Here is a 25,726-nt window from a genome sequence, read left to right as displayed (position 1 = left end):
GCAGGCGGGGCGCGTGGCCGGGGTCTCTACCCGGTGGGGGCCAGGCGCTGTGCGGCGGGGGCGGTGAAGTCGTGTCCGGCGTTCAGGATGGAACGCTGCAGGCGCCGCAGCCGGGCGGAGGGCTCCAGGCCCAGGTCGTGCACGAGGGTGGTGCGCAGCCGCTGGTAGGCCTGCAGGGCCTCGCCGCGCCGTCCCGAGCGGTGCAGGGCGAGCATGTACTGGGCGTGCAGGCTCTCGTGGGTGCGGTAGCCGTTGACCAGGACGGTCAGTTCCGCCAGCAGTTCGCGGTGGCGGCCCAGGCGCAGGTCGGCCTCGATGCGCCGGTCCAGGGCGCACAGCCGGCTCTCCTCCAGTCGTTTGATCTCCATCTCCAGGCGGGGGCCGGCCTGTACGTCGGCGAAGGCGGTGCCCGACCACAGGGCCAGGGCCTGGCGCAGCTGGCGGGCGGCGCCGGCGTAGTCCCCGCCGTCCATGGCCCGGCAGCCCAGCTGGGCCAGTTCCTCGAAGGTCCGCACGTCGCTGTGGCCGGTGCCGGCGGCCAGCAGGTAGCCGCCGGGCATCGTCACCAGCACGTCCTTGGCGGTGCGGCGCTGCCGGCCGGCGCCGGTGGCGGCGTCCTGGTCCAGGGCGGCGGCGATCAGCTCCCGCAGCTGCAGCACATAGGTCTGCAAGGTGGTGCGGGCGCTGCGCGGCGGGGCGGCCCCCCACAGTTCCTCGGTCAGGGCGGCCACCGGGACCATCCGGCCGGCGTGCAGGGCCAGCAGCGCCAGCACCTGCCGGGGTTTGGGGGCGGTGGGTGTGATGGACCGGCCGTTCTCCCGCACCGCCAGCGCGCCGAGTACCTCGATGTCCACAGCGTCCCCCTGCAAGGTGGTCAATGCCGCTCGCGGGGGCGGTCCCCCACCGCGTCCCGAATTCAAATAGATCCTCGGGGCCCTGTCAATACAAAACCGCATAGCTGGTTTATAGCTGTGCCCGACCGGTCCTCAGGCGTCCCACCTGCTGTTTCTTGAGTGGACCTTGAGGAAATCCCAGGTCACGCGGGCGCGGGGAGAAACCGGCGGATTCCTCTTCGCCACCTGCGGGCCCGGACGGGCCCGCACCGGCCCCGGCCACCCCGAAGAAACAGCCGGAGCAGGCCGTTTCCGCGGGGGCGGAAGACGTTCCGGGTGGTGAAAACACACTGGCGGGAACAGCTTCCAGTCCCCCACCTTCGTGCCGGGACGCGACGGAACGGACGGGACAGTACGGGGTCGCGCCGGGCCCCGGCGCGGGGCGGGCGGGGCCGGGCGCGTACCGGCAAGGCGTGGGAAAGCCGGGAGGGGGCAGGGCCGGGGGGGAGGTTTCGGCACCCGGGGGGCCGGGGTGCGGGCGGGTGGGCCCGGGCGCGGGGCTGGCCCGGTACCGCCCGCGCGGCGCCTTCGCCTTGCCGACGGGGACCCGAGGCCGCACTGGAGGCCCTGCCCGCTCGACGACCGGCAGCTTCCCCGCAGAGGCCACCGCGGCCTGCACGACCGAGACGTCACCGAACAGGGCACTGGGCGTGCTCGCCGCAGCCCACGCGGGGGCTACCGGAGGGGTACGGGGTCTGCCGGGGCCGGCACGGCGCTGGCGCGAAGAGGGCGGGGTACGCACCAGGCAAGGGGGACGGCGACAGTGGGCAGGGACGGCGAACCACTGGAGACCTCCCAGGAGACGGAACTCCTGCCGGGGCAGAGCTCCCGCTGGGCAGGAGTTGCGGGCCGGCCCCGACAAGGGACAAGGGGCGCCCGAGCCGCCGGAGGCGGCAGCCGGCAACTCCCGCAGGGAGCAGGCCCTGCGCCCAGGGGGACTTGGGCTCTGCGGGGCCCCGTGGCCGGGGTGGCGCCCCGGTGCCGGGGGGGCAGGGCGGCTGCTGCCGGGGCGTGGAGCCCGCCATAGGGATTGGGCGGCCCCGGCCCCACCGAAAGGCCGGAAGGCCGGAAGGCCGCCAAACACTCCCGCAGAGCCCTCCCGCAGCAACCGGGGTGATCTCAGCGGCAGTAGACCGCCGGGCGGTCGACGCCGACAGCGACGGCCGCCGCCAACCGGCGGGCCGGCAGGGGCGTACCGGCTGCTCCGATCGCCTCTGGCGGAGACAGCCCCCCCGCCCGACGCCTTGCGGGCCTGCCCCTGCGGCGCCAATGGCCACACGGGCTGGGAGTGCTGCCGCTGTGCCCGCAGGTGCCGGGCCAGGGCGGGCGCAGCCACCGAGCACCGCGGACAACCGTGCTCCCGCACCACAGCCACCCCTCGCCACCACCCCCCGCACCCACGCACGGCACCGGCCGCCAACCGGAACCGGCCCAGAGCCACAGCCAAGTCCCGCCCCGGCCCGACCGGGCACCGGCGGCACCCGCCTCTAGGCAGGCACAGCAGGACGGTTGACGAAGTGGGGGCCGCGCACCGCTCAGACGGGCACACGGCACCGACCGGCTCCGGAACGAGGCGATGCACGGCATTCTCCACAACAGACCGAGAAGGCCCCCCCGCGGGAAAAACGGAGCACACCCCAGGCAAACACTGGCGCGCCCGGCACGGAATGAGGAGGGCGGCCGGGAGCCGCTCACGCAGCGGCACCCCCGCCCGGGCAGGGGGAGCCGGACCCAGAACCCGAGGGGGCGAGGATGGTGTTACTGCGGGGGGTTGCCGTGCTTGCGCGAGGGCAGATCAGCATGTTTCGACCCCAGCATCGCAAGAGACTTGATGAGGACCTCGCGGGTTTCGGCCGGGTCGATGACGTCGTCGACCAGACCGCGCTCGGCGGCGTAGTAGGGATGCATCAGCTCGGCCTTGTACTCCTTGACCATCCGCGCCCGCATCGCCTCAGGATCCTCCGCGGCCGCGATCTGCCGCCGGAAGATCACATTCGCGGCGCCCTCCGCCCCCATGACGGCGATCTCGTTGGTCGGCCAGGCGAACGTGAGGTCCGCGCCGATGGACTGGCTGTCCATGACGATGTAAGCACCGCCGTAGGCCTTGCGCAGGATCAGCGAGATCCGCGGCACCGTGGCATTGCAGTACGCATACAGCAGCTTCGCACCATGCCGGATGATCCCGCCGTGCTCCTGGTCCACCCCGGGCAGGAAGCCCGGGACGTCCAGGAGGGTGACGATGGGAATGTTGAAGGCGTCGCACATCTGCACGAACCGGGCGGCCTTCTCCGAGGCCTCGATGTCCAGGACACCGGCCAGCGCCTGCGGCTGGTTGGCGACGATCCCCACCACCTTGCCGTCCAGCCGCGCCAGCGCACAGATGATGTTGCGCGCCCACCGCTCATGGACCTCCAGGAAGTCGCCGTCGTCGACGAGCTCCTCGATGACCTTGGCCATGTCATAGGGGCGGTTGCCGTCCGCCGGCACCAGATCCAGCAGCACGTCGGAGCGCCGCTCCACCGGGTCCTCGGACTCATGCGCCGGGGGGTTCTCGCGGTTGTTGGAGGGCAGCATCGAGATCAGGTAGCGGACCTCGGCCAGGCAGGTTTCCTCGTCGTCGTAGGCGAAGTGGCACACGCCCGAGGTCTCGGCGTGCACATCCGCGCCGCCCAGCCCGTTCTGGCTGATCTCCTCCCCCGTCACCGCACGCACCACGTCGGGGCCGGTGATGAACATCTGCGAGGTCTCACGGACCATGAACACGAAGTCGGTCAGCGCCGGCGAGTAGGCCGCGCCGCCCGCGCACGGGCCGAGCATCACACTGATCTGCGGGATGACGCCCGAGGCCCTGGTGTTGCGCTGGAAGATGCCGCCGTAACCGGCGAGCGCCGAGACGCCCTCCTGGATCCGGGCGCCGGCGCCGTCGTTGAGCGAGACCAGCGGCGCACCCGCCGCGATCGCCATGTCCATGATCTTGTGGATCTTCGTGGCGTGCGCCTCACCCAGCGCCCCGCCGAAGATCCGGAAATCGTGCGCGTAGACGAAGACCGTCCGGCCCTCCACCGTGCCCCAGCCGGTGATGACACCATCGGTGTACGGCTTCTTCGCCTCCAGGCCGAAGCCGGTGGCCCGGTGCCGGCGCAACTGCTCGACCTCGTTGAACGAACCCGGGTCAACCAGGAGCTCGATCCGCTCGCGCGCGGTCAGCTTGCCCTTGGCGTGCTGCGCCCGACTGGCCTGCTCACCCGGCCCGGCCAGCGCCTGCGCCCGGATCGCCGCCAACTCCGCCACCCGGCCCCGCATATCAGCCGGCCCCGCATCCAACGCGGAAGGCCCCGTCACCGTCGCCACCACACTCCCCCTTCACTCATCAAACAGCCCGGCCGGCACACAACCGGCCCTCAACCACACCCCGCCACACCACTCACACCACCACCCACCCCCGCCCCGAGGCGAGGGGGCAAGGCGGAGCGAGGCGGGAAAAGAAAAAGAAAGAAGGGGGTTGGGGGGTCACCGCCAGCTGTGCGGCGCCCGGTAGACACCCCCCGCCCCCGGCAGACACCACGACGCCACCCGCCGCTGCCCACCCGCACCACCCACACGAGCGCGCCCCACCACAGCAAGCGACAACAACGTCACCGCCACCGCAGCCAACTCCTCATCACTGGCCCGACCCCGCTCCACCCGGAACAAAGCCGCACCACCCCCGACACCACCCACAACCCCACCCCTCCCGAACACGCCCACGCTCGACCGCCCAGCTCAAAACAGGCTCGGATCTCCCTGGAGCACACCCAAACCCACCACCGGCCAGACCCGCGCCAAACACGCCCACCAGCACAGACAGCGACCACCCCAACCGCCGGCCCCGGCCAGCCGGGCGAGGACGACACACCACCAGGCAGGCTGCCGCCGCCGGCCGCCAGCCGGGACAGGGACAACACCAGCAGACCAGCACCGTCCGGCCCGGACCGGGCCAGGCCGGACGGCCGGGCCCGGGCGTCGCACCACCGGGCGGACAGGGGCCAACAGGCGCAACGGGCACCGTTGGCGCCGCCGTGCTTGCCGCTGCCACGAAAGGACGAGGCGCCGCCCACCCGGTGAAGACGAGCTGGGCCACAGACAAGCCGGAGGCCAGGACCTGCTCCCTCAGCCCGGCAGGCAGGACGGATGGGGGCTGGTCGGCCGGACCGAGCCGGGGGCCATCCGGGCCGGGGCCAGCACCGGCGGGCCGAGAAAGCGTGACACGCCGACACACGGACTGCGATCGGCAGACACGGACGACGGCGGATGAGGAAGGCTGGCCGGGCCGGGCAGGGGCGTCCCGGGCCGCGGGGCGGCACCGGCGAGCGCGAGCCGGACAGCGCGGAACGGAGCGGAGCCGGCGGCAGGAGAGGACGGCGCGCCGACGCGCGCCCTGGAGCCAGGGGCGCAGGCGGACCAGCTGGGGCCAGGCGGGCGCGGGCGATCCGGGGCGGCGCGCCGACCAGCTGCCTGCCACCGGCAAGCGCGCGGCGGGCGGATGAAGACGGCCGGCCAGGCCGGGCAGCGGCGCCTCGCACCGCGGGGCGGCACCGGCGAACACCGGCCGGACAGCACGGAGCGGAACGGAGCGGAGCGGGCGGGCCAGGAGAGGACGGCACACCAACGCGCGCCCTAGGGCCAGGGGGCGCAGGCGGACCAGCTGGGGCCAGGCGGGCGCGGGCGATCCGGGGCAGCGCGCCGCCCGGCTGGCTGCCACCGGCAAGCGCGCGGCAGGTGGATGAGGACGGCTGGCCCGAGCAGGGCCGGGGGCTCAACCGTCAAACCAGAGCCAGCCACCCCCACCCGGGAGGGTCCAAGGCGGGCACGGGCACACACCCCGCCCCAGACCACAAACCACACGCACGCCCTCCCCACAGCCGCAGAGCCGACCACCCCCGCACCCCCACCGAGGTGACCCGCCCACCCACCCCCGGACCCCGCAAACGGAACACGTCACCCCCACCCCGGCCCGGCAACCGGAACCGCCCCACCTCTGGAGATCAAACCGGCAAGTTGGTTTTATACGCTCAGCGGAAACCATTCTCGACGGGAGTCACCAGTGACCAAGCAGGAACGGGCCACCCGTACCCGCAACGCACTCATCCTCTCGGCCGCCCGCCTCATCGACCAACACGGCTACACCCGCGCCAGCCTCGAGGACATCAGCACCGGCGCCCACGTCAGCCGCGGCGCCCTGCACTTCCACTTCGAGAACAAAGCCGCCCTCGCCCACGCCATCACCCACACCGCCACCCACACCCTCCACCACACCGCCGACACCACACCCCCCAACCCCACCAACCCCCTCCAACACCTCATCGACCTCTCCCACCGCATGCTCCACCTCCTCCACCACGACACCGTCGTACGCGCCGCCCTCCGCCTCAGCTGCGACACCACCCCCCACACCCCCCAAACCCCCCACGACCTCCGCCACGCATGGCACACCCGCATCCACCAAACCGTCACCCACGCCGCCAACCACCACGCCCTCCCCACCCACATCTCCCCCCAAGCCCTCACCGACACCATCGTCGCCACCACCATCGGCCACGCCACCCTCACCCACACCAACCCCCACCCACACACCCCCACCCCCCTCACCACCCTCTGCCAACTCCTCCTCCCACCCACCCACCCCCAACACAACAACACCCCCACCCCCCAACCCCAACAACCCCACTGACACACCCCCAACAACCCGACCCAGCCAAGCGCCAACCCCACCACCCAAGCCACACACAGCACACAAACCACCACCCCACCCCAAGGGCCCAACAAACAGCGCGCAATTTCGGCGACCAAAAGGACGCACAACACGCCGGCCACACCCTCAGAACCCACAAGGCAAAACCACCCCACCCCCGAAAGCCGACCCACAACCTGAGGGCGTCTCCGGCGGATCTTGTCTGGGACGCGGCTCGCTCGCGCAGGTGGGCGACTGTCACCCGAGCTGCGCCGAGGCGAACTTGCAAGCCCTCGGGAATGAATCTCAGAATCTCGCGGCTGACGATCGAGCCGGGTGATCACAGCTGCCCGGCTCCATGTACACAGTTTTGAGGGAGTGTCAGCAGCATGTCCGTTACACGGCCTGCCGCCGAGCGCGTGCGTGTCTCTGCGGAACCCGACTGGTACGAGGCGGCCGGTATATCGCTCGGGGTCCGAGTCGGGAACTTGGTCTTCACCTCAGGGCAGGCGCCGATTGATGCCCAGGGAGCCACGGTCGGCGCTAGGGACTTCGAGACGCAAGCCCGTCAGGCGCTCGCGAACCTGTCGACGGTCCTCACGAACGCGGGCTCCAGCCTCGCCGAGGTGGTCAAGGCGACCGTGTTCGTCACCGACATCGCGCAGCAGGACATCTTCGCCAAGCTGCGCGCGGAACACTTCCCGGACAAGCCCCACCTCGCGGAGACGTTCGTGGAGGTCTCCTCACTCGCCAACCCCGAGTGGATGATCGAGATTGAGGCCATCGGACTCATTCCGTGACCCTGGGTACTTACAGGCTCTTCGGCGAATTCAGGAGCCAAGCCACAGGCGCATTGCCGCGACGATCACGGTGCCGTGAAAGATGCAGGCCCTCTTGCCGAACCCCATGACCACCGCCCGGAAGGTCTCCAACACGTTGATCGTCCGCTCAACCTCGTGCCTGCGCCCGTAGATCTCCTTGCCGAAAGCGGCCGGCCGGCCGCCCCTGCTGCCGCCGCGATGACGGCTGGCCTGCTGGTTCTTCGGTTCGGGGATGGTGTGCTTGACCTGGCACCGTCGCAGGTAGCGACGAACGCAGCGGGACGAGTACGCCTCATCGCCGACCAGGTGGTCGGGCCGGGTGCGCAGATGCCCCCCACCCCGGCGACTGACGCGGATGCGTTCCATGACCGGGATGAACTGTAAGGCGTCGCCCCACCGACCCGGAGTGATCAACATGACCAGAGGGCGGCACCCGCCCTCACCCGCGAGACGGATCTTGCAGGTCAGACCGCCCCGGGAACGTCCGAGTCCCTCAACAGAGCGATGCCGCCGAGGGGAACGCACGTGCGCCTTCCCCCGCACTCGCAGCGCTGTCCTGCACGCCCCGGCGGCATACCGGCGGGCACGACAGGAGGTGGCGTCCACGCTCCATCGACCCGTCGACGCGCCCCTCCGCGTCGGCGCCGGCCAGCACGGCCGCGAAGACCCTGCCCCATCTACCCTCCACCGACCAGCGTCCAAGCCGCTCGCACACGGCCCTCCAGCGACCCAAACAGGCGGACAGATCCCGCCAGGGCGCCCCAGCACCCTACCGGTGCAAGATCCCGCTGATGATCCCGCAGCGGCCGACCCAACCCCCGCCGCACCTCCCAGACACCACCAGATACGGCTTCAACCCAACCCACTCCGCATTCAACAAACCTCCCCACCCCACGACCAAGCCAACACCCCCAAGACCACAACGATCACAAGATCCACCGGACACGCCTCAGCCCCTTTCCTCCTTCAAGTCCTCGAACCGCCCGGCCGAGCAACTCGCCGAGTCGCTCAGGCAGATCCCAATTCGGGCTCCCTGCCCACGCGGACACGAGGCTGCTCCCTGGCCAGACGGGACGGCGACTCGGGAGCCGGGACGGCCGACTCGGGGCCGGGACGGCCGGCGGCTGAACGGACCACTCCCGCACCGGAGCAGGAGCCCCAGGCGCCGGCACCTCTGGCCACCCCCTCAAGGAGCATGAGCCCGGGCCACGGGACTCCTCCCGGGGCCTCGCCCGCGATACCGACGTCCTCCACGAGCCCGGCGGACCCCGGAGTCGTACCCCTGCCCCACCCCGCGGAACCACCACACGCCTCCCGCCACGGACCAGGACCGCCACTCAGATCGGAACCTCGAACTACACGGCAGGGAGCAGACGTTGCGCGCACGAGGTCAGACGGCACCGGAGTCCTGCCAGCCCCCACACACACAAGCCCCCGGCTCCGGGTTCCTCGGCCTTCGTCCACCAATTGACCTCCCAGGTGCGCTACTTGAGAGAGACGGGTGGCTCCGAGCCGTACTCGGACGACGGACACCAAGTACCGCCGTCCGCGTGAGTACGCGTACTCAGGCGGACGGCGGTCGGTTGATCAGAGACTGCCCCCATGAGACAGAACCCTTCCCCGGCCAACGCGTTCGCCCGCCGCTCCTCGCGCCGGCCCTGGCTCGCCTGTGCCGTCACCTCCGCCGCCCTGCTGGCACTCGGCGCGTGCGGCACCGAGAACACCGCGACGAAGCACGACCGTGGAGAGCGAGCCGGGCGCGCGGACACGGCCCGCAGCCGGTCCGAAGCGGCGTTCCCGGCGATGCTGGAAAGAATCGCGCGGCCGTGCCCCGCGAGCGCACCGCCCAAGGCACCGCCCGCCGAACCGGTGAACCCGGTGTCGCCTGCCCCGGGAGAGACGCCCTCGGATCGTCCCGTCGAGCCCGTCACCCCCACGTCAGGACCGGAAGTGGAGCTCAACGCCCGCGACTGGTGCGCGGCCGCCCGCCATGAGGAACGCGTCACCCGGGCGCTGTGGGATCTCGCGGACCCCACCCCCGCAAAGGTCAGGACGGTCCTGAACGACCTCGGCTATGTCGACGAACGCATCCACGGCCTCAAGCGGTCCGGGGAGACAACACGGTTCGCCCTCGACCTGCGCGAGAAGGGCGGACGGCTCTGCGTCGAGGGCTCCGCGGCCGGCAAGAGGACACTCGTCGAAGCTTGTGTGGCCCCCGAGAGAGGCCCGTTCAGGTCCGCGGGGCACAAGGTGTGAGGGGGCGGTAGCAGGGGCCGGTCATGGGGGCGGCCCGAATCCTGGTCGCCGAGCAGCGCCGCCACCAGCAGCCGCTCACCGTCGTCCCCGCGGTCACCGCCCGCTACCGGGAGGAGGAGATGCCACACAACGGTCCGAGCTGCCACACGGCCAAGTTCGTGCGGTATATACACCGCGACGATCAAGACTCGCTCCGCCAGCGACAGGCTCCGACGCCAGCCCATCAGGGTGCCGATGCCGCCCCGCTCCCGCACCACCCTCAACAGCCGCACAAACCGCGTCACCTGCAGCCCGGTGGACGTCTCCACCCACCTCCGATCGACCCTCAACACTCCAGCCATACGACCGAGATGCCCGGGCCAGCCAGGCCACAGCCTTGCGCAACACCCTTTAGTGGGGCTCCCAGTTGCCGTCGGTGGTCGAGTCCACCGGGGTGGAGGACACCTGGAACCCGTCCGGTACGGACTGGATGCAGCCGCCGGCGCACTGTGCAGTCACTTCGTTCGCTTGGGCGCTTGCGGCAGGACCGGCCAGCAGTGCCGCGGCGAAGCCACCCACGGCAAGCAGGCCGACCGTCGTCCAACGATTCGTCCGCTTCATGTCGTTCCCCTTTCGTTCCTTCCGATGACCCAACCGTGGCACGTGGCGTCCGGTGACGGCCAACCTTTCATCTCTGGCTGAAAGGTCGTATCCCCTCAGGGTCCCGTTCTTCAGGGTCCCGTTCTACGGGCCCGCCGACTCCTCGTCAGTCCGGGGCCGAGTTCAGGAGGGCGGCGCCCAAGGACGTCGTGGAGTGCAGCACAGACTTGCCCTTGCGTCTCGTGGTGATGAGATGGGCGTTGCGCAGCACCGTCGCGTGCTGGCTCGCGGCCGACACCGAGATGTTCAGGCGACGTGCCAACTCGCCCGTACCGCAGCTTTCGGCAACGGCTGCCAGAACCGCGGCCCGGGTACGTCCCAGCAGGTCACCCAGTGCCCGGCCACCGCACTCGCTGACGTCCCACACAGCGGTGCCGGTCGTGGCGTCGCCGATCGTGGGAAGGGCCAGGACAGGCGCCTCGGCCGTATCCAACGGGCACTGCAACAGCTCCACCTGCCGCGACGAGAAGACCGTCGGCGCGATGACGAGACCACGTCCCTGCAGATACACATCAGCGTCACGCGGATGGCACACCTCGAGCACCGGAGCCCGCCAGCGGGTGAGGGGCGGACACAGGGTCTCCAGCAGCCGCTCGACTCCCCCTTCGGCCATGGCGCGCGCGTAAGCATCCCGGCTGACCGTCAGCCGGGACCTGACCCTCCCCCAGTACGGCTCCACGTTCTCGCGGTGGCAGGCGATGAGCGCCTCGGTAAGTTGCCTGCGCGGCTCCCGATCCCCGTTGTACAGGCTGCGGGCCCAGGCACGGTGCGTCGGCTCGAAGTCGATGTGCTCCAATTCCATGCGCCACAGCGCACGCGGGGCCGCGAGAATGTTGTCCGCCGCCTCGGTGATGCACGTCGTGTCGCCGGCCAGGCCGACCACATCGATCATGGGCCCGCGCTCCGGAATCAAAGCGACCAGCGGGCGCGCCTGTTCTCCCAGCCGACCGCCCACCGACGTCCGCCAGTGGTGAAACCCAAGACTGCGGTCGCGGTCGCGCAACAGCTTGACGCTGTCGAAGGTCTCCGCCGCCACGCCGATCGTCGTGGTCAACCGAGTTCGGGCGAGATCCTCACCCGTGAAGTGGATCCGTTTCACGAAGCGCCCCCCGTAGCCCTGCCTCCCTGAGCGTACTCAGTCTCGTCTCATCCGCCTCTCCCCCAAGGCGCAACACCGACACAGACAGCCATCACCTCCACCTCACACGAGCCCCCATCTCGAACCGCCCACCGCGTCATCGACGCAGCCGGTCACGACGTGCGTCAGGGCCCGCCGTTCCACGGAGTTCTGCTGGACGGCGGTTCGACGGGCCCGGGGAACGGGAGCAATTCCGACGTGGTGGACAGCCGTGAATCGACGACGTCATCCGCAAGGCTGACCACGAGGGCCTACTCGCAGGGAAGCCGAAGCACTCCCCCATAGACTCGTGAGACTCGTAGGACACCTCGATCCAGAACTCTTCAACCGCGTACGTTCTCGCCGGCAGGAGTTGACCATCAACAGAGATCACATCCACCCCCTCCGCCACCGTGAGGACGGCCTCCAGGTACGCGGACCTCTCTGGCTCCGATCGTCGCGACGGGACGCGACACGGGAGGCGGGGTGACGACGAATATGCCCCCACTGGGGACGACGGCCGTCCTGGCACTGCTGCCGGACGCCGACCCACTGCTGGAGCTGGCCGCCCAAGTGGATGCGCGAGTGGTACGGCCGGGTGTGCCCGCACACGCGGCGCTGCTCTACCCCTGGCTACCGGCCGACCGGATCGGTGCGACGGATCTGGACCGGTTGCGGACCGTACTGGTGCGGGCCGCGCCGGTGGACGGCCGGATTCCCGTCCTGCTGAACGAGGTCGAGGCGTCCGACGGGTTCGTGGGTGTGCCGGTTCCCGAACTGCGTGCCCTGGCCACTGCCGTTCGTGCGGCGTTCCCCGAACAGGTCCCGTACGGCGGCCGGTTCGGGCAGGACCCACCGGTGCACGTCACCGTTTCGTTGGACGCGGGCGCCCACGCCGCCGCCGACATCACGCGTCGCGTCACCGGCCGTCTGCCGATCCCTACCGAGGTGGCCACCATCCACGTGGTCGCCCTCACACCCGACGGTTGGCGAGGGCTCGCCGAGTTGCCGCTCTCCGCTTGACCGGATGGAGTTCCCGATCGGACCACTGCTCGGACCACGGCCGCAACGGCTTCCCGAACTTCCCCCATGTTGGGCCACACCTCGCCTCCTGCCGCCGCCTCAAGAAGGTCGGCTCGTGATCCTGTCGTGAGCCATGGAGCGGCGTACCGGCGAACGGAACGGAGCCGTCGCGACCAGTAATGCCCCGGGCCGAGAAAGCCCTGGGGCAGGAGGACTTCACCGGGCCGGGGGAGGCAACAGGTCTCACGGACCGGTCATGTGGTTTCTGTTATCGAACATGCACGCTAGGCTACTGGGGCGGTGCGCACGCCTAGGCGAGGAGCGGCACCCACGGCGTGTGCCGCTTGAGAACTGGGGAGAGTACGCACGATGACGCAGGGTCAGGGATCGCTCGCGGACAAGGTCGCCCTCATCACCGGGGCAAGCAGCGGGATCGGAGCGGCGTCAGCCCGGGTGTTCGCGCGTGAAGGTGCCCGCGTGGTGCTGGTCGCCCGCCGCGAGGACCGCCTGGCACTCCTGGCCAAGGAGCTGCGTGCCGAAGGCGCCCAGGCCACCTACTGCGCCGCCGACGTGCAGGTCGCGGCCGACATGCGCCGAGCCGTCGCCCATGCTGTGGACACCTACGGCCGTCTGGACGTGGCATTCAACAACGCGGGGGCTGCCGTGGAGAAGACGCCCCTGCACCTGATGGACGACACCGCGTACGACCTGATCATGGACACCAACGTGCGGGGTGTATGGAACTGCCTGCGGCCCGAGATCACCGCCATGCTCGAAAGCGGCGGCGGCGCCATCGTCAACACCAGCAGCGTGGCCGGCTTGGTGGCCACCTCCGTGGCCGCCCCGTACATCGCCGCCAAACACGCAGTGATCGGTCTGACCAAGGTCGCCGCGGTCGAGTACGCCCCCAGCAACATTCGCGTCAATGCCATCGCCCCGGGCCTGGCCCGTTCCGAAATGGTGGAGGACTGGTTCGCCCGCTTCCCCACCCAGGATGCCAAGAGCAAGGCATCCTCCCCGCAGAACCGCATGGCCGAACCCGAAGAGATCGCCGAGGCAGCCGCCTGGCTCTGCAGCGACCGCGCCTCCTTCGTCACCGGCGCCACCATGCCCGTCGACGGGGGTGCCACCACCTGGTAGCCCCGCCCTTCGACGCCATCAGCCTCACACCCGTCGTCCGTGCCTGCCTGAACTCGGCGCCCACGCGTACGTACTCGCCCTTCAGCCGAGAGCGTTGCAGCCAGCAATTACTCCGCGCGTCCGAGTTTCCGACGTGGCTGCGCCGGGACACCTGGTCCAGGCGAAAGCGAAGTGCGGGAGTGTACTGACGGTGGCACTGCCAATGCCAACCAGCAATGCCCAGCGGTCAGCAAGATGACCGGTACGGCGGGTGGGAAGGCAAGCGCAATGGCAAGAGCGTCAGCTGGGGCTGTCCACCAGAACCGGATGAGGAACGGACACGGCCTGCGCATACAGTCGTGCTCCACGGTCCGGAGCCAGGTCCAGACGCGCCAGCACCGCCGGCACCGTGATCGCCGGTATCACGTGGTCGTAGAGGACCGAGATCCGCCGCTCGACATCACTCAGCCCGCACTCGAGCTGGGAGAACAGCTGCACTCCGTGAAAAGCACTCACGATCAGCTCCGCCGTCTGCCGCGGCACCACATGCGAGAGGATCTCCCCCCGCTCCTTGGCCTCAGCCAGGGTCTGCGCGGACAAATCGATCCACGCCGGCCACGCGCTGCCGTAGTGCTCCCTGCCCTGCGGATCGGACGAGAGAACCGCGCCCGCCCGGACCACCGGGTCCCGCGGCAGCCGGTGCGCCAGCAGCAGACCCGCGTCCACCCACTCCTGGACCTTCAGATCCTGCGGCGGACCCGCATACGCGACCTGCGCCTGCAGTACCCCTCGCGCGAGGGCTTCCTTGGAGTCGAAGTGGAAGTACAGAGCCCCCTTGGTCACCCCCGCGACCTGAAGAATGTCCGACACCGTAGCCGCCGAATAGCCATGCTCGGCGAACACCACCGCGGCCGCCTCCAACACCGCCCGGCGAGTTCGAACAGCACGCTCTTGCTGCGCCACGTGACCTCCCCTGCACTCCGTGCCCGATCGGGTATGCAGCGGACCCGAAAAAGAAACCGTCGTGGACGTACCTTACCCACTGCATCCCTGAAAGACCCCGCCAGAGATCTTGGCAATCTCCGCCCTCATCACGTATCTGCCCGACAAATCCCACCCCGTCACCCCTCGCCGCCCACCTCCCGTGACCGAACACACCCCCGTCGGTTCACCCCACCACGCCCTTAAACCTCCCCCAGCTCCCACATCACAACTCGCCCAGCCAGCACCCCAATCACTCAGCCGCCTCCCCGCCGGCCAACACCCCCACCTGCCCCAACCCCCAGGCGGGCCAGACAACCTGCCCCCTTCACCCCGCCACCAACGCCACTCTGCCCCCGCGCCCGACACGCAAGTCCACCCGTCGCAAGCAGTACGGACCAACAACCTCAGCCGCAAGAGCCCGGCGACGCCCACAGCAGGAGGACGTAAACACGCCGTATCTATAGGGGTGTTGATGCGCACGAGCCGCGTGGAAGGCCTGGCAGGCCTCGAACTCGCCGTTCGCGACCGGCGCATGGACCTGCTGGCCGGCAGCTCGCCCCCTCGAACGGCGCCGTGTTCTGGCACACGCCAGCGCCGGCCCTGCCCGCCACACGTCGAGCACGATCGCAAAGGCGAGTCCATATACGATGACATCAAGAACCTCTTGAAGGACCTCAAGCAGATCAAGGTAGGAAGCTTGGGATAAGGGGGCGGACGCCTACCGCTCGAAGTCCCGTCCCTGCAACGGGCAGCTGAGCAAGATGAGCAAAAAGAAGTGCTGACAGGTCATCACAAGAGGGGAGCTCCCCTCATCCTGCGCACCCCCTGGTGGATCAACCTGGTCGCGTTGGCGATCGCAATCGCCCCTTGCCTAGTCTTTGACCTGCCGTGGTACGTCGCTGCCGTCGCGGCGTTGATCACCGGGACCATCGCCGATCGGACATGGGCCGCAGTCGAATACCGATACCGACTTTGACCAGAACGACCGGCCAAGAATCCCGAACCACAAATCGACGGGACTGCAGCACCGAATCACGAATGAGCAAGGGTGACGTCGAGGCTACATCTGCCTGCCCGCCGAGCGCTTGTACGAGACGCCGTGGATTCACCGCGGCCACCTCCACGCAACGATGAGCGGCCTATGGGCGAAGACGCATGGCGTGACATCCTCGCCGCCCAGCGCCGGCGCCGCGACGGTAAGCAGCACAAGGCCGACCTGTGCGGTGTTCGAGCCAGGGCTAATGCCGGCCTCCCCGACTTCGCACATACTCGGGCGGCCTTGACTGCTGCAGCGACGAGGCCGTTATCGGCCTGACAGGTCGGCTTCTGGTGCTTCGCATGCTGGAACCATGCGCCGGGGTGGCCACCTTCCATCCAGGGACAATTGCAACGGCGCCTCCACCCGGACAAGTGCCCCGCACCTCCCCAGTAGTGCTGATCGCTCCCAGGCCCTGACCGTCGAGTCCCGGTCCGTCGAGGAGGCCTCCGTCAACAGCCGGGAGAGCTGCGGCTACGAAAATGCGGGGATGGATAACAGATCGTGAGTCAACCAGCCGAATTACACCCCCGGCTTCCAGTTGCGTCCCGCCGACGCTTCCGCGTCCACCTCGCGGAGCAGGTCCTCGTCGATGTCGTCGAGTGACCGCACCACATGGCGAGCCCCGGCTCGCTCCATCAGCGGGCGCTGATAGCCGTTCTCGTAATCGCTGGGGTGTCCGATGAAAGCGACCCCCAGGTCACGTGCCGCCTCCGCGACCCGGGCCACGTCGTCAATGAATACCACCTGGTCGAAGCCGAGACCGAATCTTTCCGTGATCTCCCGGATGCCCGGACGGAAATCATTGGTGCACACATATACCGGCTCGTCGAAATAACCGGCCCACTCCCCCAGGTAGCGATCGAAATGCGAGCGCTCCAATCCCCCGTAACACACCATCCGCAGGCCCAGCGACCGTACGCGTTCCAGCAGCGCGCCCGCCCCCTCCAGCGTGTGCACCGGGTGCTCGCGCACGTAATGCTCCCGCTCCTGGAAGTACGCCTTCAGCAACTCCGGCGCGGTGCCTCCCAACACGTCCGCGGCCGCCTGTGCCGCCACCATCTGGGGCTGCGACAGCAACACCTGCTCCAGCTCCGGTCCGTACACGCCTCCGCGCGACTCCACCAGTCGCCGGATCACCGGCCCGAAACTGTCGTTCAGCAACACCCCGTCGATATTCACCGCCACCAGACTCAGGCGCTCGAACCCTCGCCCGCGTCCTTCCTGACGACCACCTTCACCGACCGCGCCCGCGGTGACCGACCCGGCACCCGCCGGCACCGACCCCGCGCTCCCGCCGACTCCCACAGAGTCCGCCCCATCCGAATCCGTCCGAACCATCACAGCACTCCCCGCTTCCCGGCACCCGGACCGTCCGGACGCCCCGAACAAACGAAAACAACCCCCGGGCCCCGTACCAGTACGAGCACCTCAAGTCGGCGGCCTCGGAGACCTCGGCCGCCTCGGCACAGGAACCGGTGCCAGGGCCGCGACCCAGCCCCAATCCCATTGCCCCGGACCCACAGAAAGTCCAGACCTCCAGGCCCGCCAGCACAACTACTACACCGGCGGCCACCCCACCGGTCCCGGACGGCGCGAAAGCATAACAAGGAACCGCTCAGCCGGTTTCCCTAGATAAACGGACGGAATAATTCCTCTTGACTCGGATTCCTCTACCGGCGCTCCCACCTGGAACGCCGCTACCCAGCGTTACGAAAAGCCGATTCCCGCAGAGATCCTCATTCCCCCGCCGTCGCCATATGTAATCACCACCGACCCTTGAAAAGGAAACCGGTGAGTATGTATGTTATGGCCTCACTTTCATTCACCTCCAGGGGGAGAGGTTCATGAGCAGTCAGGTCCTGACACACACCCAAAACACCCACAGCCACCACCACCCGCAAAACACGCAAAGCCCGCAGAGCACCCCGGACACGCCGGCCCCGCAAGCCGCCCACAGCACCCCCGCAGTGCTCGCCGCGCACGCCGAGTCCGCCGCGCCGAGTGCTCCTGCAGCAGAGGCCCCGCACCGCACCCCGGCCGCGCCGGACTCTCAGAACGTCGGCCGCGCCACTAGCCCGACGGACGCCACCAGGACCGTCCCCGCCACGGGCGCCACCGGCGCCGCCGCATCCGGGACGGCCAACAGGACGAGCCGTAAGCGGGCGGCCGCGGCGCCTCCCACCCTCACCACCACCGTCCCGCGCGAGTACGTTCACCGCGCCGCGCACGCCGAGGTCTTCCTGACCGGGCACGAAAAAACCGGCGAGGACACCTACACCCTCACCGGCCAGTGGCCCCGCGCCCACACCTTCTTCAACTCCTCCGACGGCCGCAGCCACGATCACCTCCTCGCCTGCGAAACCCTCCGTCAGACGGGCATCTACCTCGCCCACACCGAACACGACATCCCCCTCAATCACCACTTCGTCATGCAAGACATGACCGTGGCCACCCACCCCGCTCACCTCACCATTCAACCCACCCCCACGCACCTCACCCTCCGCACCACCCTCACCCGTGCGACCCGCTCCCCCAACTTCACCATCCACCTCACGATCACCAACGAGGACGACCACACCGTCGCCACCGGTTACGGCCACTTCACCTGCATCTCGCCCGCGGCCTACCGGCGTCTGCGCACCATCCCCACCCCCACACCCACCCTCAAGGACCTCGACTACACCCCCACCGACCAAGACCCCGCCACCTTCGGTCGGACCGCTCCCCACGACCTCGTCCTCGCTCCCTCCCACCAGCCCCACGCCTGGCGCCTCAACCCCAACCCACACCACCCCGTCCTCTTCGATCACGACACCGACCACATCCCGGGCATGATCCTCATCGAAGCCGCCCGCCAGGCCACGCGCCCTCACCTGCCGCCCAACGCCACCACGACGCACACGTACACCCAGTTCCACCGTTACGTCGAACTCGCCACCCCCTGCTACATCACCACCGCGCCCACCACCCCCACTCAGCCCCACACCACCACCCACGTCACCACCGGCCACCAGAACAACCAGCTCACCTACACCACGTACACCACACACACCACCCAGCCCCAGAACTGAACCACTCCCCCAAGCAGGCCAGTTGAAGTCACATCTGCCGAGTTGGCGGAGGCCGTTCCCCGCACGGCACTCCGGCGGCTCCGTGACCTCTTGGTCCGCTCTTCGGGACACTGACGGGCCGCCACCCGTCGTGTCTCCGGCGCAGGAGTGGCGACGCAATGAAGCAGTCGGCCACCCGGGAACCGGCCGCGACCTACGGCCAACTGGTTCCTGAGGTCATCAGCCGCGTCAGGCCAGTTGCCTCAGCCACTCACCGACAGCCGCGAAGTCGCTGTCCGTCAGGCCACGGCGTGGGTCGACGCGATGGAGCAAGGCCGGCCCTTGATGATGGGCAGCGACCCACGACCGGTCGATGTCGGTCACCTCGTCGTCGACCCAGGCGAACGGGCGTCCCGCGGCCCAGTCGACAAGGGCTCGGGTCTTCCAGTGCAGTCCGTTCCGTTCGTCGTGGGCGTCGGTGTCGGACGGTTCCGGCCAGACCACGACTGCCAGTTGCGGCAGGCCGATGCGGGGCGCGATGCACTCGTTCGCGTCCGCCATCCATGTCGTCGCCCAGACCAGCTCGCACGGAAGTGCCGCCAGCCGGGAGCCGTGCTCGGGATTGATCCTGGTCAGGAGCGGGTTCGCGTCGGCACCGTGCGCTTCGGGTCCCGTCGTGTAGGTCGGATACGGCTGGGACTGCTGGGACCCCGCGCCGAACGGGATGAGGGGCCCGTCGACGTCAAGAAACAGAAGCGCACGCTGCGAGGAACTGGTCACCGAAGCACGATAGCGGCGGTTCCCGCCGGTGATCGCAACGCCTCGATGCAGCTGCCGCTCGATGAAGCGGTAGGCCTCCGGAGAGGAGTTGTTGCGCCATGGCCGATTGCGTCCAGCAAGTTCGGGCGCGGCTGGATCTTGCTCTGCGGGAGGCCATGTGCATGATGACGGGGCCTGCGCGCGGGTGACCGAGCGGGTGCTCCGCCGCTGAACGCCACCTAGGTCGCGGAAGAGGTCCGGCTCGTCGAAGAAGGTGGCGAGCGTGCATGCGCTGCAGCGCAGCTCCGGCGGCAGATGGACGGCATCGAACGCGCCGTCGTGGACATCTCCGTAACCGCGGGCGCCGCGCTGGTATCCCGGCTGTGCCCCCGGACGGCTGGCCCCGGTCATCCGGTGCTTTGCCCTTGGGTTCGTCCTCGACGACCGGGTGCACCAGCTGAGCGCCGAGCAGTCTGGAACATCTCGGCCCGCTATACGGAACTGATCCACAGCACGGAAATCGCCCCGAGCGACGACATGTTAGGGCAACAGATCGGTCGACTACGCCGGGAGTTCCCGGCTCTCGACGCCCTGGCCGACTGGAGCCTACGGCTGATCGGTGCCTACAAGGACTACATCGCCGGAGTCGCTCGTGAGCAGGAGCACCGGGAGGCACCAGCGGGCGTCGCTGAGATCGGACAACTGCGCCACGACCGCGGCATCATGCGCATCTCCACCGACATGGTCGAGTACGCGGCGGGCACCCGCCCGCCGAAGTGCCGTTCCAGGACCTTGCCCAGCGGATCAAGTTCCTCGCCAGGAACCGCTACGTCGAGGTCTACTGCAAGATCCTGCAGGGCAACCTCGCCTGGCACCACCGGGTCAACCCACTACCGCGAGCAAAGCCCGCTCGCCTGCCCTAGCTGCATGGCGGCGTTCAGCGTCGAACCAGCGGCGACGATCTCGAACAGCGCCTGGTCGGCGTCGAAAGCGGTCGGCAGCTCACCCTTGCTCACCGCCGCCATCAAGTCCGCCCGCAGCTGGTCCCGCCAGCATGACCACATCTCGGCCACCGTGGCGCGGACCCGGCCTGGGCGACCGTCGAACTCGCTGGGTGCTGCGGTCAGCAGGCAGCCGCCGGGAAGATCGGCACCTCCAGATAGGCCACCAGATTGGCGCACACCGTACGCATCCGGCGCAGACCCGGCGGTTCGCTCAGTGCGGCTCGACCACGCGGTGCCAGAAGTCCACGAACGCCTTGTTCAGCGTGGTGATTTGCAGGGCTCCATTGGTGCCGAAGTGCTTGTGCCCCGCAGACTTGCTCATAGCCAGCTCCTCGGCGAGCCGACCGATGGTGAAGCCGTCGAGCCCTTCCTCGGAAGTGATATCGCCTGCGCGTTCGAGGATCCGGCCCTTGGGGCCTGCGCTTCCGCCGCTGAGCGTCGTGGTGTTCCGAGAGACCACCGAGGCGAAGGAGTGCGACGTGCGGGTGCGATGGCTGGGCTGGGCTGGGCCGGACTGGAAATCGCGGCGGGCGGCAGCGACTGGTGATCGACCACGTGCGGGACCTCTCACCGCTGTTCACGGGGTGACAGCCCGGCGAGCATCTGGCCGGGCCGAGCGGGGATGTCGGTGCCGCGCTCCTCACCCACCTGCACCGGGATCACACCGATGCGTCCGCTCTCGCGGACGTGCTGGCTAAGAAGGCGTCGGTCCTGCGGTCGGCGCCGGGCACGGCCACGGCGTCGACAACGTGACGACCCTCCCGGCCGAGCGCAAGCTGGCCCTGCACCGGTCGGCCGTCGAGGTCGTGGATGGCTGGTCCACCCGCGAGGTCGGGCCGCTCCGCGTGACCGCGGTGCCCTCCGTCGACGGGCTGGGCGGCCCGCAGCTGAACTGGGGTGGTGCAGGCCGGGCGGGCAGCGGGGCTTCCACGGCGGTGACACGATGTTCCACGGCTGCTGGCGGCTCATCGCGCGCCGGTTCAGCCCGGTGGTCGACGCACCCCCACCTCCAATCGCCGAGCCCGCCGCCCTCTCCCCCCCCCACGATGCCGCGGAGAACCTCGACACCCGGTACGGCGGTGCCGATGCACTGCGAGGCGGGGCAGCCGGACAAAGTTCCCTGCTACGTCGAGGTCCCCGACCCGGAGAACGCGTTCCGTGCGCATGCGCCGGCCGGCGCGCGCAGGTGCTGGTCGTCGGGGAATGGCTGGGCCTCGCCATGTGACCAGTGCCTGGACTCGATGGGTGGAGGGGCGACACGACCCTGACCTGCGGCTACGCGAAGGCGCCTCGTAGAATTCGGGGAGAGTACGCGGATATCCCGACCCCCGGACCGCCGCCGGTGCCCACGTTCCCTGCCGATCGCGAGGGAAGCCGGGCTGACTCCTGTCCTTCTGCCCTGCCCTGCCCTCGCCGTCCGGGTCCTCCGGTCGGCCCTGCCCCGGAACAACACTGTCTTGAGCAACAACACTGTCTTGAGCACCGACGAGATCATCGAGGCCCGGCCCTCGCCCACCGGCACCCGCGTCCCCGCCCATCCCTCTACCCCCGTACCAGTACCCGTATCCACCCCTCCCGGGGCGCGCATCCTCGCTCGCCTCGCCGGTCGTGCGCCCGCGCCTCCGCCGCCCGGTGCCGCCGTGCACAACATCAGCGCGGCCACCGCCGTCCTGCTGGCGCTCGTGGCCATAGGGTCCTTCATCCACGAGCCCGTCCTGATACCCCCGCTGGCCGCTTCCGCCGCGATCATTCACGGTGCCCCCTCGTTGCCCCTGGCCCAGCCGCGCAGCGTGATCGTGGGTCATCTGCTCTGTGCCGCCGTCGGGTACGGGGTCCTTGCCGCGGCCGGCCGTACCCCTTGGGCTGCGGCGATGGCTGCGGGCATCAGCCTGGCCGTGATGACGGTGGCCCGTACCCCTCACTCGCCCGCGTGCGCGACATCCGTGGTCATCGTCCTGAACGCCCCGCATCCCGCGACCTTCGTCCCTCTCCTCGTCGGCTCCAGCGTTCTGCTGGTCCTCGCGGGCTGGGCCGCCTCATGCGCCCGCGCCGACACGCCGCGCTACCCCGCCTACTGGTGGTGAGCTGCCCCATGTCACACGCCCTCGCCCGGCGGTGTCTTCATGGCGGACACGCAAGAGCTCGTACCAGCTCGTACCGAGGAGGGCCCCATGTCACCGCGTATGCCAAAGGCCGAGATTCCCGCTGAACTCAGCGAGAGCATGATCGAACAGCTGGGCACCGTGCCCGAACCCGTCGAGGTGGCGTGGCACAGCCCCGACGCCGCCATGGCCACCCTGGAGTTCGCCGGCGAGGTGGGCCGGTGGAGCGCGGTCGACGAAAGCCTCAGGACTTTCGCGCACATGGCGGTCGCCGCACAGGTCGGCTGCAGTTGGTGCCTCGACATCAACTACTTCCAGGCCCAGAACCAGAACTTGGACCTCGCGAAGGCGAGCCAAGTGCCGCGCTGGCGGACGTCGGAGGTGTTCACGCCGCTGGAGCGGGACGTCCTGGAGTACGCCGAGGCCATGACGGAAACGCCTACGACCGTGACCGACGAACTGCACGCGCGACTGCTCGACCGGCTCGGCCCGACGGCACTGGTCGAACTCACCGTCTTCATCGCCTTCACCAACATGTCGACGAGGAACAACACCGCTCACGGAATCACGTCGCAGGGCTTCTCGGACGCCTGCGAGATCCCCCTGGCCGAGCGGTCCAGCGCGGCGTCGCGAGTGTCGCGCGCATGACCGAGGATCCGTTCGTCGTCCACCGCAGCCTCCTCTTCACCGTCGCCTACGAGATGCTCGGCTCGGCGGCCGACGCGGAAGACGTGCTCCAGGACTCGTGGCTGCGCTGGGCCGACGTCGACAGGACGCAGGTGAAGGACGCCCGGGCGTACCTCGTCCGGATCGTCACGCGACAGTCGCTCAACCGCATGCGCACGTTGTCGCGGCGCCGTGAGGAGTACGTCGGGGAATGGCTGCCGGAGCCGCTGCTCACGAGCCCCGACATCGCCGAGGACGTCGAACTCGCCGAGAGCGTCTCCCTCGCGCTGCTGACCGTCCTCGAGACGCTCGGGCCGACGGAACGCGCCGTGTTCGTGCTCCGCGAGGTCTTCGACATGCCGTACGGCGAGATCGCCGAGGCCGTCGGGAAGTCGGCGGCCGCGGTGCGGCAGACCGCGCGGCGGGCACGCGAGCACGTGGCGGCGCGGCAGCCGCGGGTGCGGGTGAGCAGGTCGGAGCAGCAGGCCGTGGTGGAACGGTTCCTGGCCGCGCTGCGTACCGGGCGGGTGCGGGAGCTGATGGAAGTCATGGCTCCGGATGTCGTCCTGGTCGCCGACGGTGGCGGGCTCGCCTCCGCCGCCCTGGCTCCCGTCCACGGGGCGGAGGTGGTGGCGACGGCCCTCGCCCGCCCGGACCGGGTGGTGTCCCTGGTGTCGCTCAACGGCTCTCCGGCGATCCGGACGGAGATCGACGGCCGGGTGGCCGCGGTGAGCCTCGTGGTGGAGAACGGACGCGTCGTCCGGATCTACGCCGTGGCGAACCCGGGAAAGCTGACCCGCCTGGACGAGCCGGCCGACCTTGCCAGGTGAGGCGCGGCGAGGGGGGTGGCTGTGGCGGGCGCCGGACCGCTTGGTCGTGATGCCAGGTCCGGGGCCGAGTCCGGGTCGGGGGCGGGGTCGGGGTCGGGGTCGGAGTTTGAGCCTCGGCCCGGTCTCGCCCGGCCCCGGCCCCCGAGCCGGACCCGGAACCCGACCCCTACCCCGCCCCGGCCCCGGCCCCGCCCCCGAACGCCGCTCTGAACCCAGTCCGGACCGCGACCCGTACGACCCCCAAAAAAATCACGTGCCCCGGCGGAACGAGCGCGTTATCGTCGGCCTCATGAACGTCATCGGCCTGTGCCACACCGCGACCGCGCGAGCGACCAGCTCGCCGGTTGCCGCCGCCTGACGTCTTTCCCTCTCTCCATCGGCGACCGGAAACGGGCTGCCGATGACCCCTGTGGCCTCGCCTCGCGATCCACCGTTCGTGCGGACCCGTTCTCCGGTGCCTTCCCCGCTTGAACCGCGAAGGAGCCACACCATGAACACCGACCGTGTCGTCCGCACGTTCGTCGAGTACTTCGAGGAGCGCGGGCACCACCGCATCAGCGGGTCGAACCTGCTGCCGCCGCCCGGGGACTCCGTGCTGTTCACCACCTCCGGCATGCATCCCCTCACTCCCTACCTCGAGGGGCGCCCGCATCCCCTCGGGCGTCGGCTGGTCAATGTGCAGCGGTGTCTGCGCACCACGGACCTGGAAGAGGTGGGCGATCCGACCCATCTCACCGTCTTCGAGATGCTCGGCTCCTGGTCGCTCGGCGACTACGAGGGCCCCCAGAGCCTCCGCTGGGGATACGAGCTGCTCACCGAGGGATTCGGTGTCGATCCGCGGCGGATGTACGCCACGGTCTTCGGCGGCGACGACCGGACCGGCCCGGACACCGCCTCCCTGGAGGTGTGGGAGGAGCTCGGGGTTCCGGTGGAGCTGACCGTCGAGGACAACTGGTGGGACAACGGACCGACCGGCCCGTGTGGTCCCGATTCGGAGATCTTCCTGTGGACGGGTGACACGCCTCCGCAGTCGACGCCGACCGGCGACGACCGGTGGGTGGAGGTGTGGAACCACGTGACGATGCGCTATCGCAGGCTCGACGACGGTTCGCTCGTGCCGCTGCCGCAGCGCAATGTCGACACCGGGATGGGTCTGGAACGGCTGGTCTCTCTGCTGCAGGGCAAGTCGTCGGTGTTCGAGTGCGATGTCTTCGATCTGTGGCGGCAGCTCGTACCGGGGCTGTGGCAGCTGGACGAGCAGTCTCTGCGCGTGGTCTGCGATCACCTTCGGTCGGCCGTGGTGGTGATCGGTGACGGGGTCCGTCCCGGCAACAGCGGTCGCGGTTACGTGTTGCGCCGACTGGTACGACGCCTGCTCACCGTCCTGTGGCGGGACGACCCGACACGAGGGCTCGGTGACCTGCCGGGTGAACTGATCCGGCACACTCTGGACCACTTCCGCCAGGACGGTGAGGTGGATCCCGTACGCGTACACGGGGTTCTGCTGGAGGAAGAGCAGCGGTTCCGTCGCCTCTTGGAGCGCGGACGCCGGATCCTGACCCAGCCGCGTTTCCAAGGGCCGCTCAAGGAGGAGGACTTGCACTACCTCCACGACACGCACGGCCTCCCTCGCGACCTCGTCCTGAGCCTCCGCCAGAACTGACCGCAGGCGGGGGCTGCCGTCGGCCAGGTCCGGTCAAGGACCGGACCTGTC

19 protein-coding genes and 2 pseudogenes are annotated in these 25,726 nt (G+C 69.5%); 10 read left to right on the top strand and 11 right to left on the bottom strand.

All coding sequences use genetic code 11. From position 1 onward, the window contains the following. Nucleotides 1-26: 26 nt before the first annotated feature. The 3 genes from ACZ7DY_RS18970 to ACZ7DY_RS18960 form a co-directional block, all read right to left on the bottom strand. Entirely contained in the window at nucleotides 27-854 is an 828-nt protein-coding gene (locus tag ACZ7DY_RS18970) for an AfsR/SARP family transcriptional regulator (RefSeq protein WP_471136610.1), read from the bottom strand. 1,797 nt (nucleotides 855-2,651) lie between these two features. Next, nucleotides 2,652-4,196 (bottom strand): acyl-CoA carboxylase subunit beta, encoded by a 1,545-nt coding sequence (locus tag ACZ7DY_RS18965; protein ID WP_471136725.1) that lies wholly within the window; start codon nucleotides 4,194-4,196, stop codon nucleotides 2,652-2,654. 207 nt (nucleotides 4,197-4,403) lie between these two features. Further along, the gene (locus tag ACZ7DY_RS18960) at nucleotides 4,404-4,577 is read right to left on the bottom strand and encodes an acyl-CoA carboxylase epsilon subunit (RefSeq protein ID WP_471136723.1); all 174 of its coding nucleotides are present in this window, start codon (nucleotides 4,575-4,577) and stop codon (nucleotides 4,404-4,406) included. Nucleotides 4,578-5,976: 1,399 nt separating this feature from the next. Between ACZ7DY_RS18960 and ACZ7DY_RS18955 the strand changes: the two genes are divergently transcribed. Continuing rightward, the gene (locus ACZ7DY_RS18955) at nucleotides 5,977-6,603 is read left to right on the top strand and encodes a ScbR family autoregulator-binding transcription factor (protein ID WP_471136608.1); all 627 of its coding nucleotides are present in this window, start codon (nucleotides 5,977-5,979) and stop codon (nucleotides 6,601-6,603) included. A 389-nt stretch (nucleotides 6,604-6,992) separates the two neighbouring features. Beyond that, nucleotides 6,993-7,403 (top strand): RidA family protein, encoded by a 411-nt coding sequence (locus ACZ7DY_RS18950; RefSeq protein ID WP_471136606.1) that lies wholly within the window; start codon nucleotides 6,993-6,995, stop codon nucleotides 7,401-7,403. A gap of 30 nt (nucleotides 7,404-7,433) precedes the next feature. Here the strand turns inward: ACZ7DY_RS18950 and ACZ7DY_RS18945 are convergent. Continuing rightward, nucleotides 7,434-8,319, bottom strand: a pseudogene (locus ACZ7DY_RS18945) (IS5 family transposase). Nucleotides 8,320-9,026: 707 nt separating this feature from the next. On the opposite strand from ACZ7DY_RS18945, the gene ACZ7DY_RS18940 reads away from it, so the two are divergent. Beyond that, nucleotides 9,027-9,680 (top strand): hypothetical protein, encoded by a 654-nt coding sequence (locus tag ACZ7DY_RS18940; protein ID WP_471136604.1) that lies wholly within the window; start codon nucleotides 9,027-9,029, stop codon nucleotides 9,678-9,680. A gap of 109 nt (nucleotides 9,681-9,789) precedes the next feature. On the opposite strand, the pseudogene ACZ7DY_RS18935 reads toward ACZ7DY_RS18940, so the two are convergent. The 3 genes and pseudogenes from ACZ7DY_RS18935 to ACZ7DY_RS18925 form a co-directional block, all read right to left on the bottom strand. Beyond that, nucleotides 9,790-10,021: pseudogene (locus ACZ7DY_RS18935) on the bottom strand (IS5/IS1182 family transposase); the annotation flags it as partial. A gap of 49 nt (nucleotides 10,022-10,070) precedes the next feature. After that, the gene (locus ACZ7DY_RS18930) at nucleotides 10,071-10,280 is read right to left on the bottom strand and encodes a hypothetical protein (protein ID WP_471136602.1); all 210 of its coding nucleotides are present in this window, start codon (nucleotides 10,278-10,280) and stop codon (nucleotides 10,071-10,073) included. 145 nt (nucleotides 10,281-10,425) lie between these two features. Continuing rightward, nucleotides 10,426-11,373 carry an ArsR/SmtB family transcription factor gene (locus ACZ7DY_RS18925; RefSeq protein WP_471136600.1) on the bottom strand — a complete coding sequence of 316 codons (948 nt, stop codon included), beginning with the start codon at nucleotides 11,371-11,373 and terminating at the stop codon, nucleotides 10,426-10,428. A 561-nt stretch (nucleotides 11,374-11,934) separates the two neighbouring features. Between ACZ7DY_RS18925 and ACZ7DY_RS18920 the strand changes: the two genes are divergently transcribed. Next, nucleotides 11,935-12,459 (top strand): 2'-5' RNA ligase family protein, encoded by a 525-nt coding sequence (locus tag ACZ7DY_RS18920; RefSeq protein WP_471136598.1) that lies wholly within the window; start codon nucleotides 11,935-11,937, stop codon nucleotides 12,457-12,459. Between the two features lie 369 nt (nucleotides 12,460-12,828). Beyond that, entirely contained in the window at nucleotides 12,829-13,599 is a 771-nt protein-coding gene (locus tag ACZ7DY_RS18915) for an SDR family NAD(P)-dependent oxidoreductase (RefSeq protein ID WP_471136596.1), read from the top strand. A 279-nt stretch (nucleotides 13,600-13,878) separates the two neighbouring features. Here ACZ7DY_RS18915 and ACZ7DY_RS18910 read toward each other — a convergent pair whose 3' ends face one another. Both ACZ7DY_RS18910 and ACZ7DY_RS18905 read right to left on the bottom strand, forming a co-directional pair. Next, the gene (locus ACZ7DY_RS18910; RefSeq protein ID WP_471136594.1) at nucleotides 13,879-14,541 is read right to left on the bottom strand and encodes a ScbR family autoregulator-binding transcription factor; all 663 of its coding nucleotides are present in this window, start codon (nucleotides 14,539-14,541) and stop codon (nucleotides 13,879-13,881) included. A 1,579-nt stretch (nucleotides 14,542-16,120) separates the two neighbouring features. After that, on the bottom strand, nucleotides 16,121-16,795 hold the full coding sequence (locus ACZ7DY_RS18905) for an HAD family hydrolase (RefSeq protein ID WP_471136721.1): 675 nt from the start codon (nucleotides 16,793-16,795) through the stop codon (nucleotides 16,121-16,123). Between the two features lie 650 nt (nucleotides 16,796-17,445). On the opposite strand from ACZ7DY_RS18905, the gene ACZ7DY_RS18900 reads away from it, so the two are divergent. Then, entirely contained in the window at nucleotides 17,446-18,672 is a 1,227-nt protein-coding gene (locus tag ACZ7DY_RS18900; RefSeq protein WP_471136592.1) for a ScbA/BarX family gamma-butyrolactone biosynthesis protein, read from the top strand. A gap of 228 nt (nucleotides 18,673-18,900) precedes the next feature. Here ACZ7DY_RS18900 and ACZ7DY_RS18895 read toward each other — a convergent pair whose 3' ends face one another. Together ACZ7DY_RS18895 and ACZ7DY_RS18890 are read right to left on the bottom strand one after the other, a co-directional pair. Beyond that, complete coding sequence (locus tag ACZ7DY_RS18895; RefSeq protein ID WP_471136719.1) at nucleotides 18,901-19,431, bottom strand: HAD domain-containing protein; 531 nt, start codon at nucleotides 19,429-19,431, stop codon at nucleotides 18,901-18,903. A gap of 869 nt (nucleotides 19,432-20,300) precedes the next feature. Then, nucleotides 20,301-20,591, bottom strand: a complete 291-nt coding sequence (locus ACZ7DY_RS18890) for a TetR family transcriptional regulator C-terminal domain-containing protein (protein WP_471136591.1) — start codon at nucleotides 20,589-20,591, stop codon at nucleotides 20,301-20,303. A 1,280-nt stretch (nucleotides 20,592-21,871) separates the two neighbouring features. Here ACZ7DY_RS18890 and ACZ7DY_RS18885 point away from each other — a divergent pair. From ACZ7DY_RS18885 to ACZ7DY_RS18870, 4 genes are all read left to right on the top strand, one after another. Continuing rightward, entirely contained in the window at nucleotides 21,872-22,498 is a 627-nt protein-coding gene (locus ACZ7DY_RS18885) for an HPP family protein (protein ID WP_471136589.1), read from the top strand. A gap of 87 nt (nucleotides 22,499-22,585) precedes the next feature. Beyond that, nucleotides 22,586-23,164 carry a carboxymuconolactone decarboxylase family protein gene (locus tag ACZ7DY_RS18880; protein ID WP_471136587.1) on the top strand — a complete coding sequence of 193 codons (579 nt, stop codon included), beginning with the start codon at nucleotides 22,586-22,588 and terminating at the stop codon, nucleotides 23,162-23,164. Beyond that, on the top strand, nucleotides 23,161-24,012 hold the full coding sequence (locus tag ACZ7DY_RS18875; RefSeq protein WP_471136585.1) for an RNA polymerase sigma-70 factor: 852 nt from the start codon (nucleotides 23,161-23,163) through the stop codon (nucleotides 24,010-24,012). Before ACZ7DY_RS18880 ends, ACZ7DY_RS18875 begins: the two co-directional genes overlap by 4 nt. A gap of 490 nt (nucleotides 24,013-24,502) precedes the next feature. Beyond that, on the top strand, nucleotides 24,503-25,675 hold the full coding sequence (locus tag ACZ7DY_RS18870) for an alanine--tRNA ligase-related protein (protein ID WP_471136583.1): 1,173 nt from the start codon (nucleotides 24,503-24,505) through the stop codon (nucleotides 25,673-25,675). Nucleotides 25,676-25,726 lie beyond the last annotated feature (51 nt).

The sequence above is a fragment of the Streptomyces sp. NPDC037013 genome (genome assembly GCF_055607265.1).
Note: the sequence above shows the minus strand (reverse complement) of the source record. Positions and strands in the feature narration are given on the sequence as shown.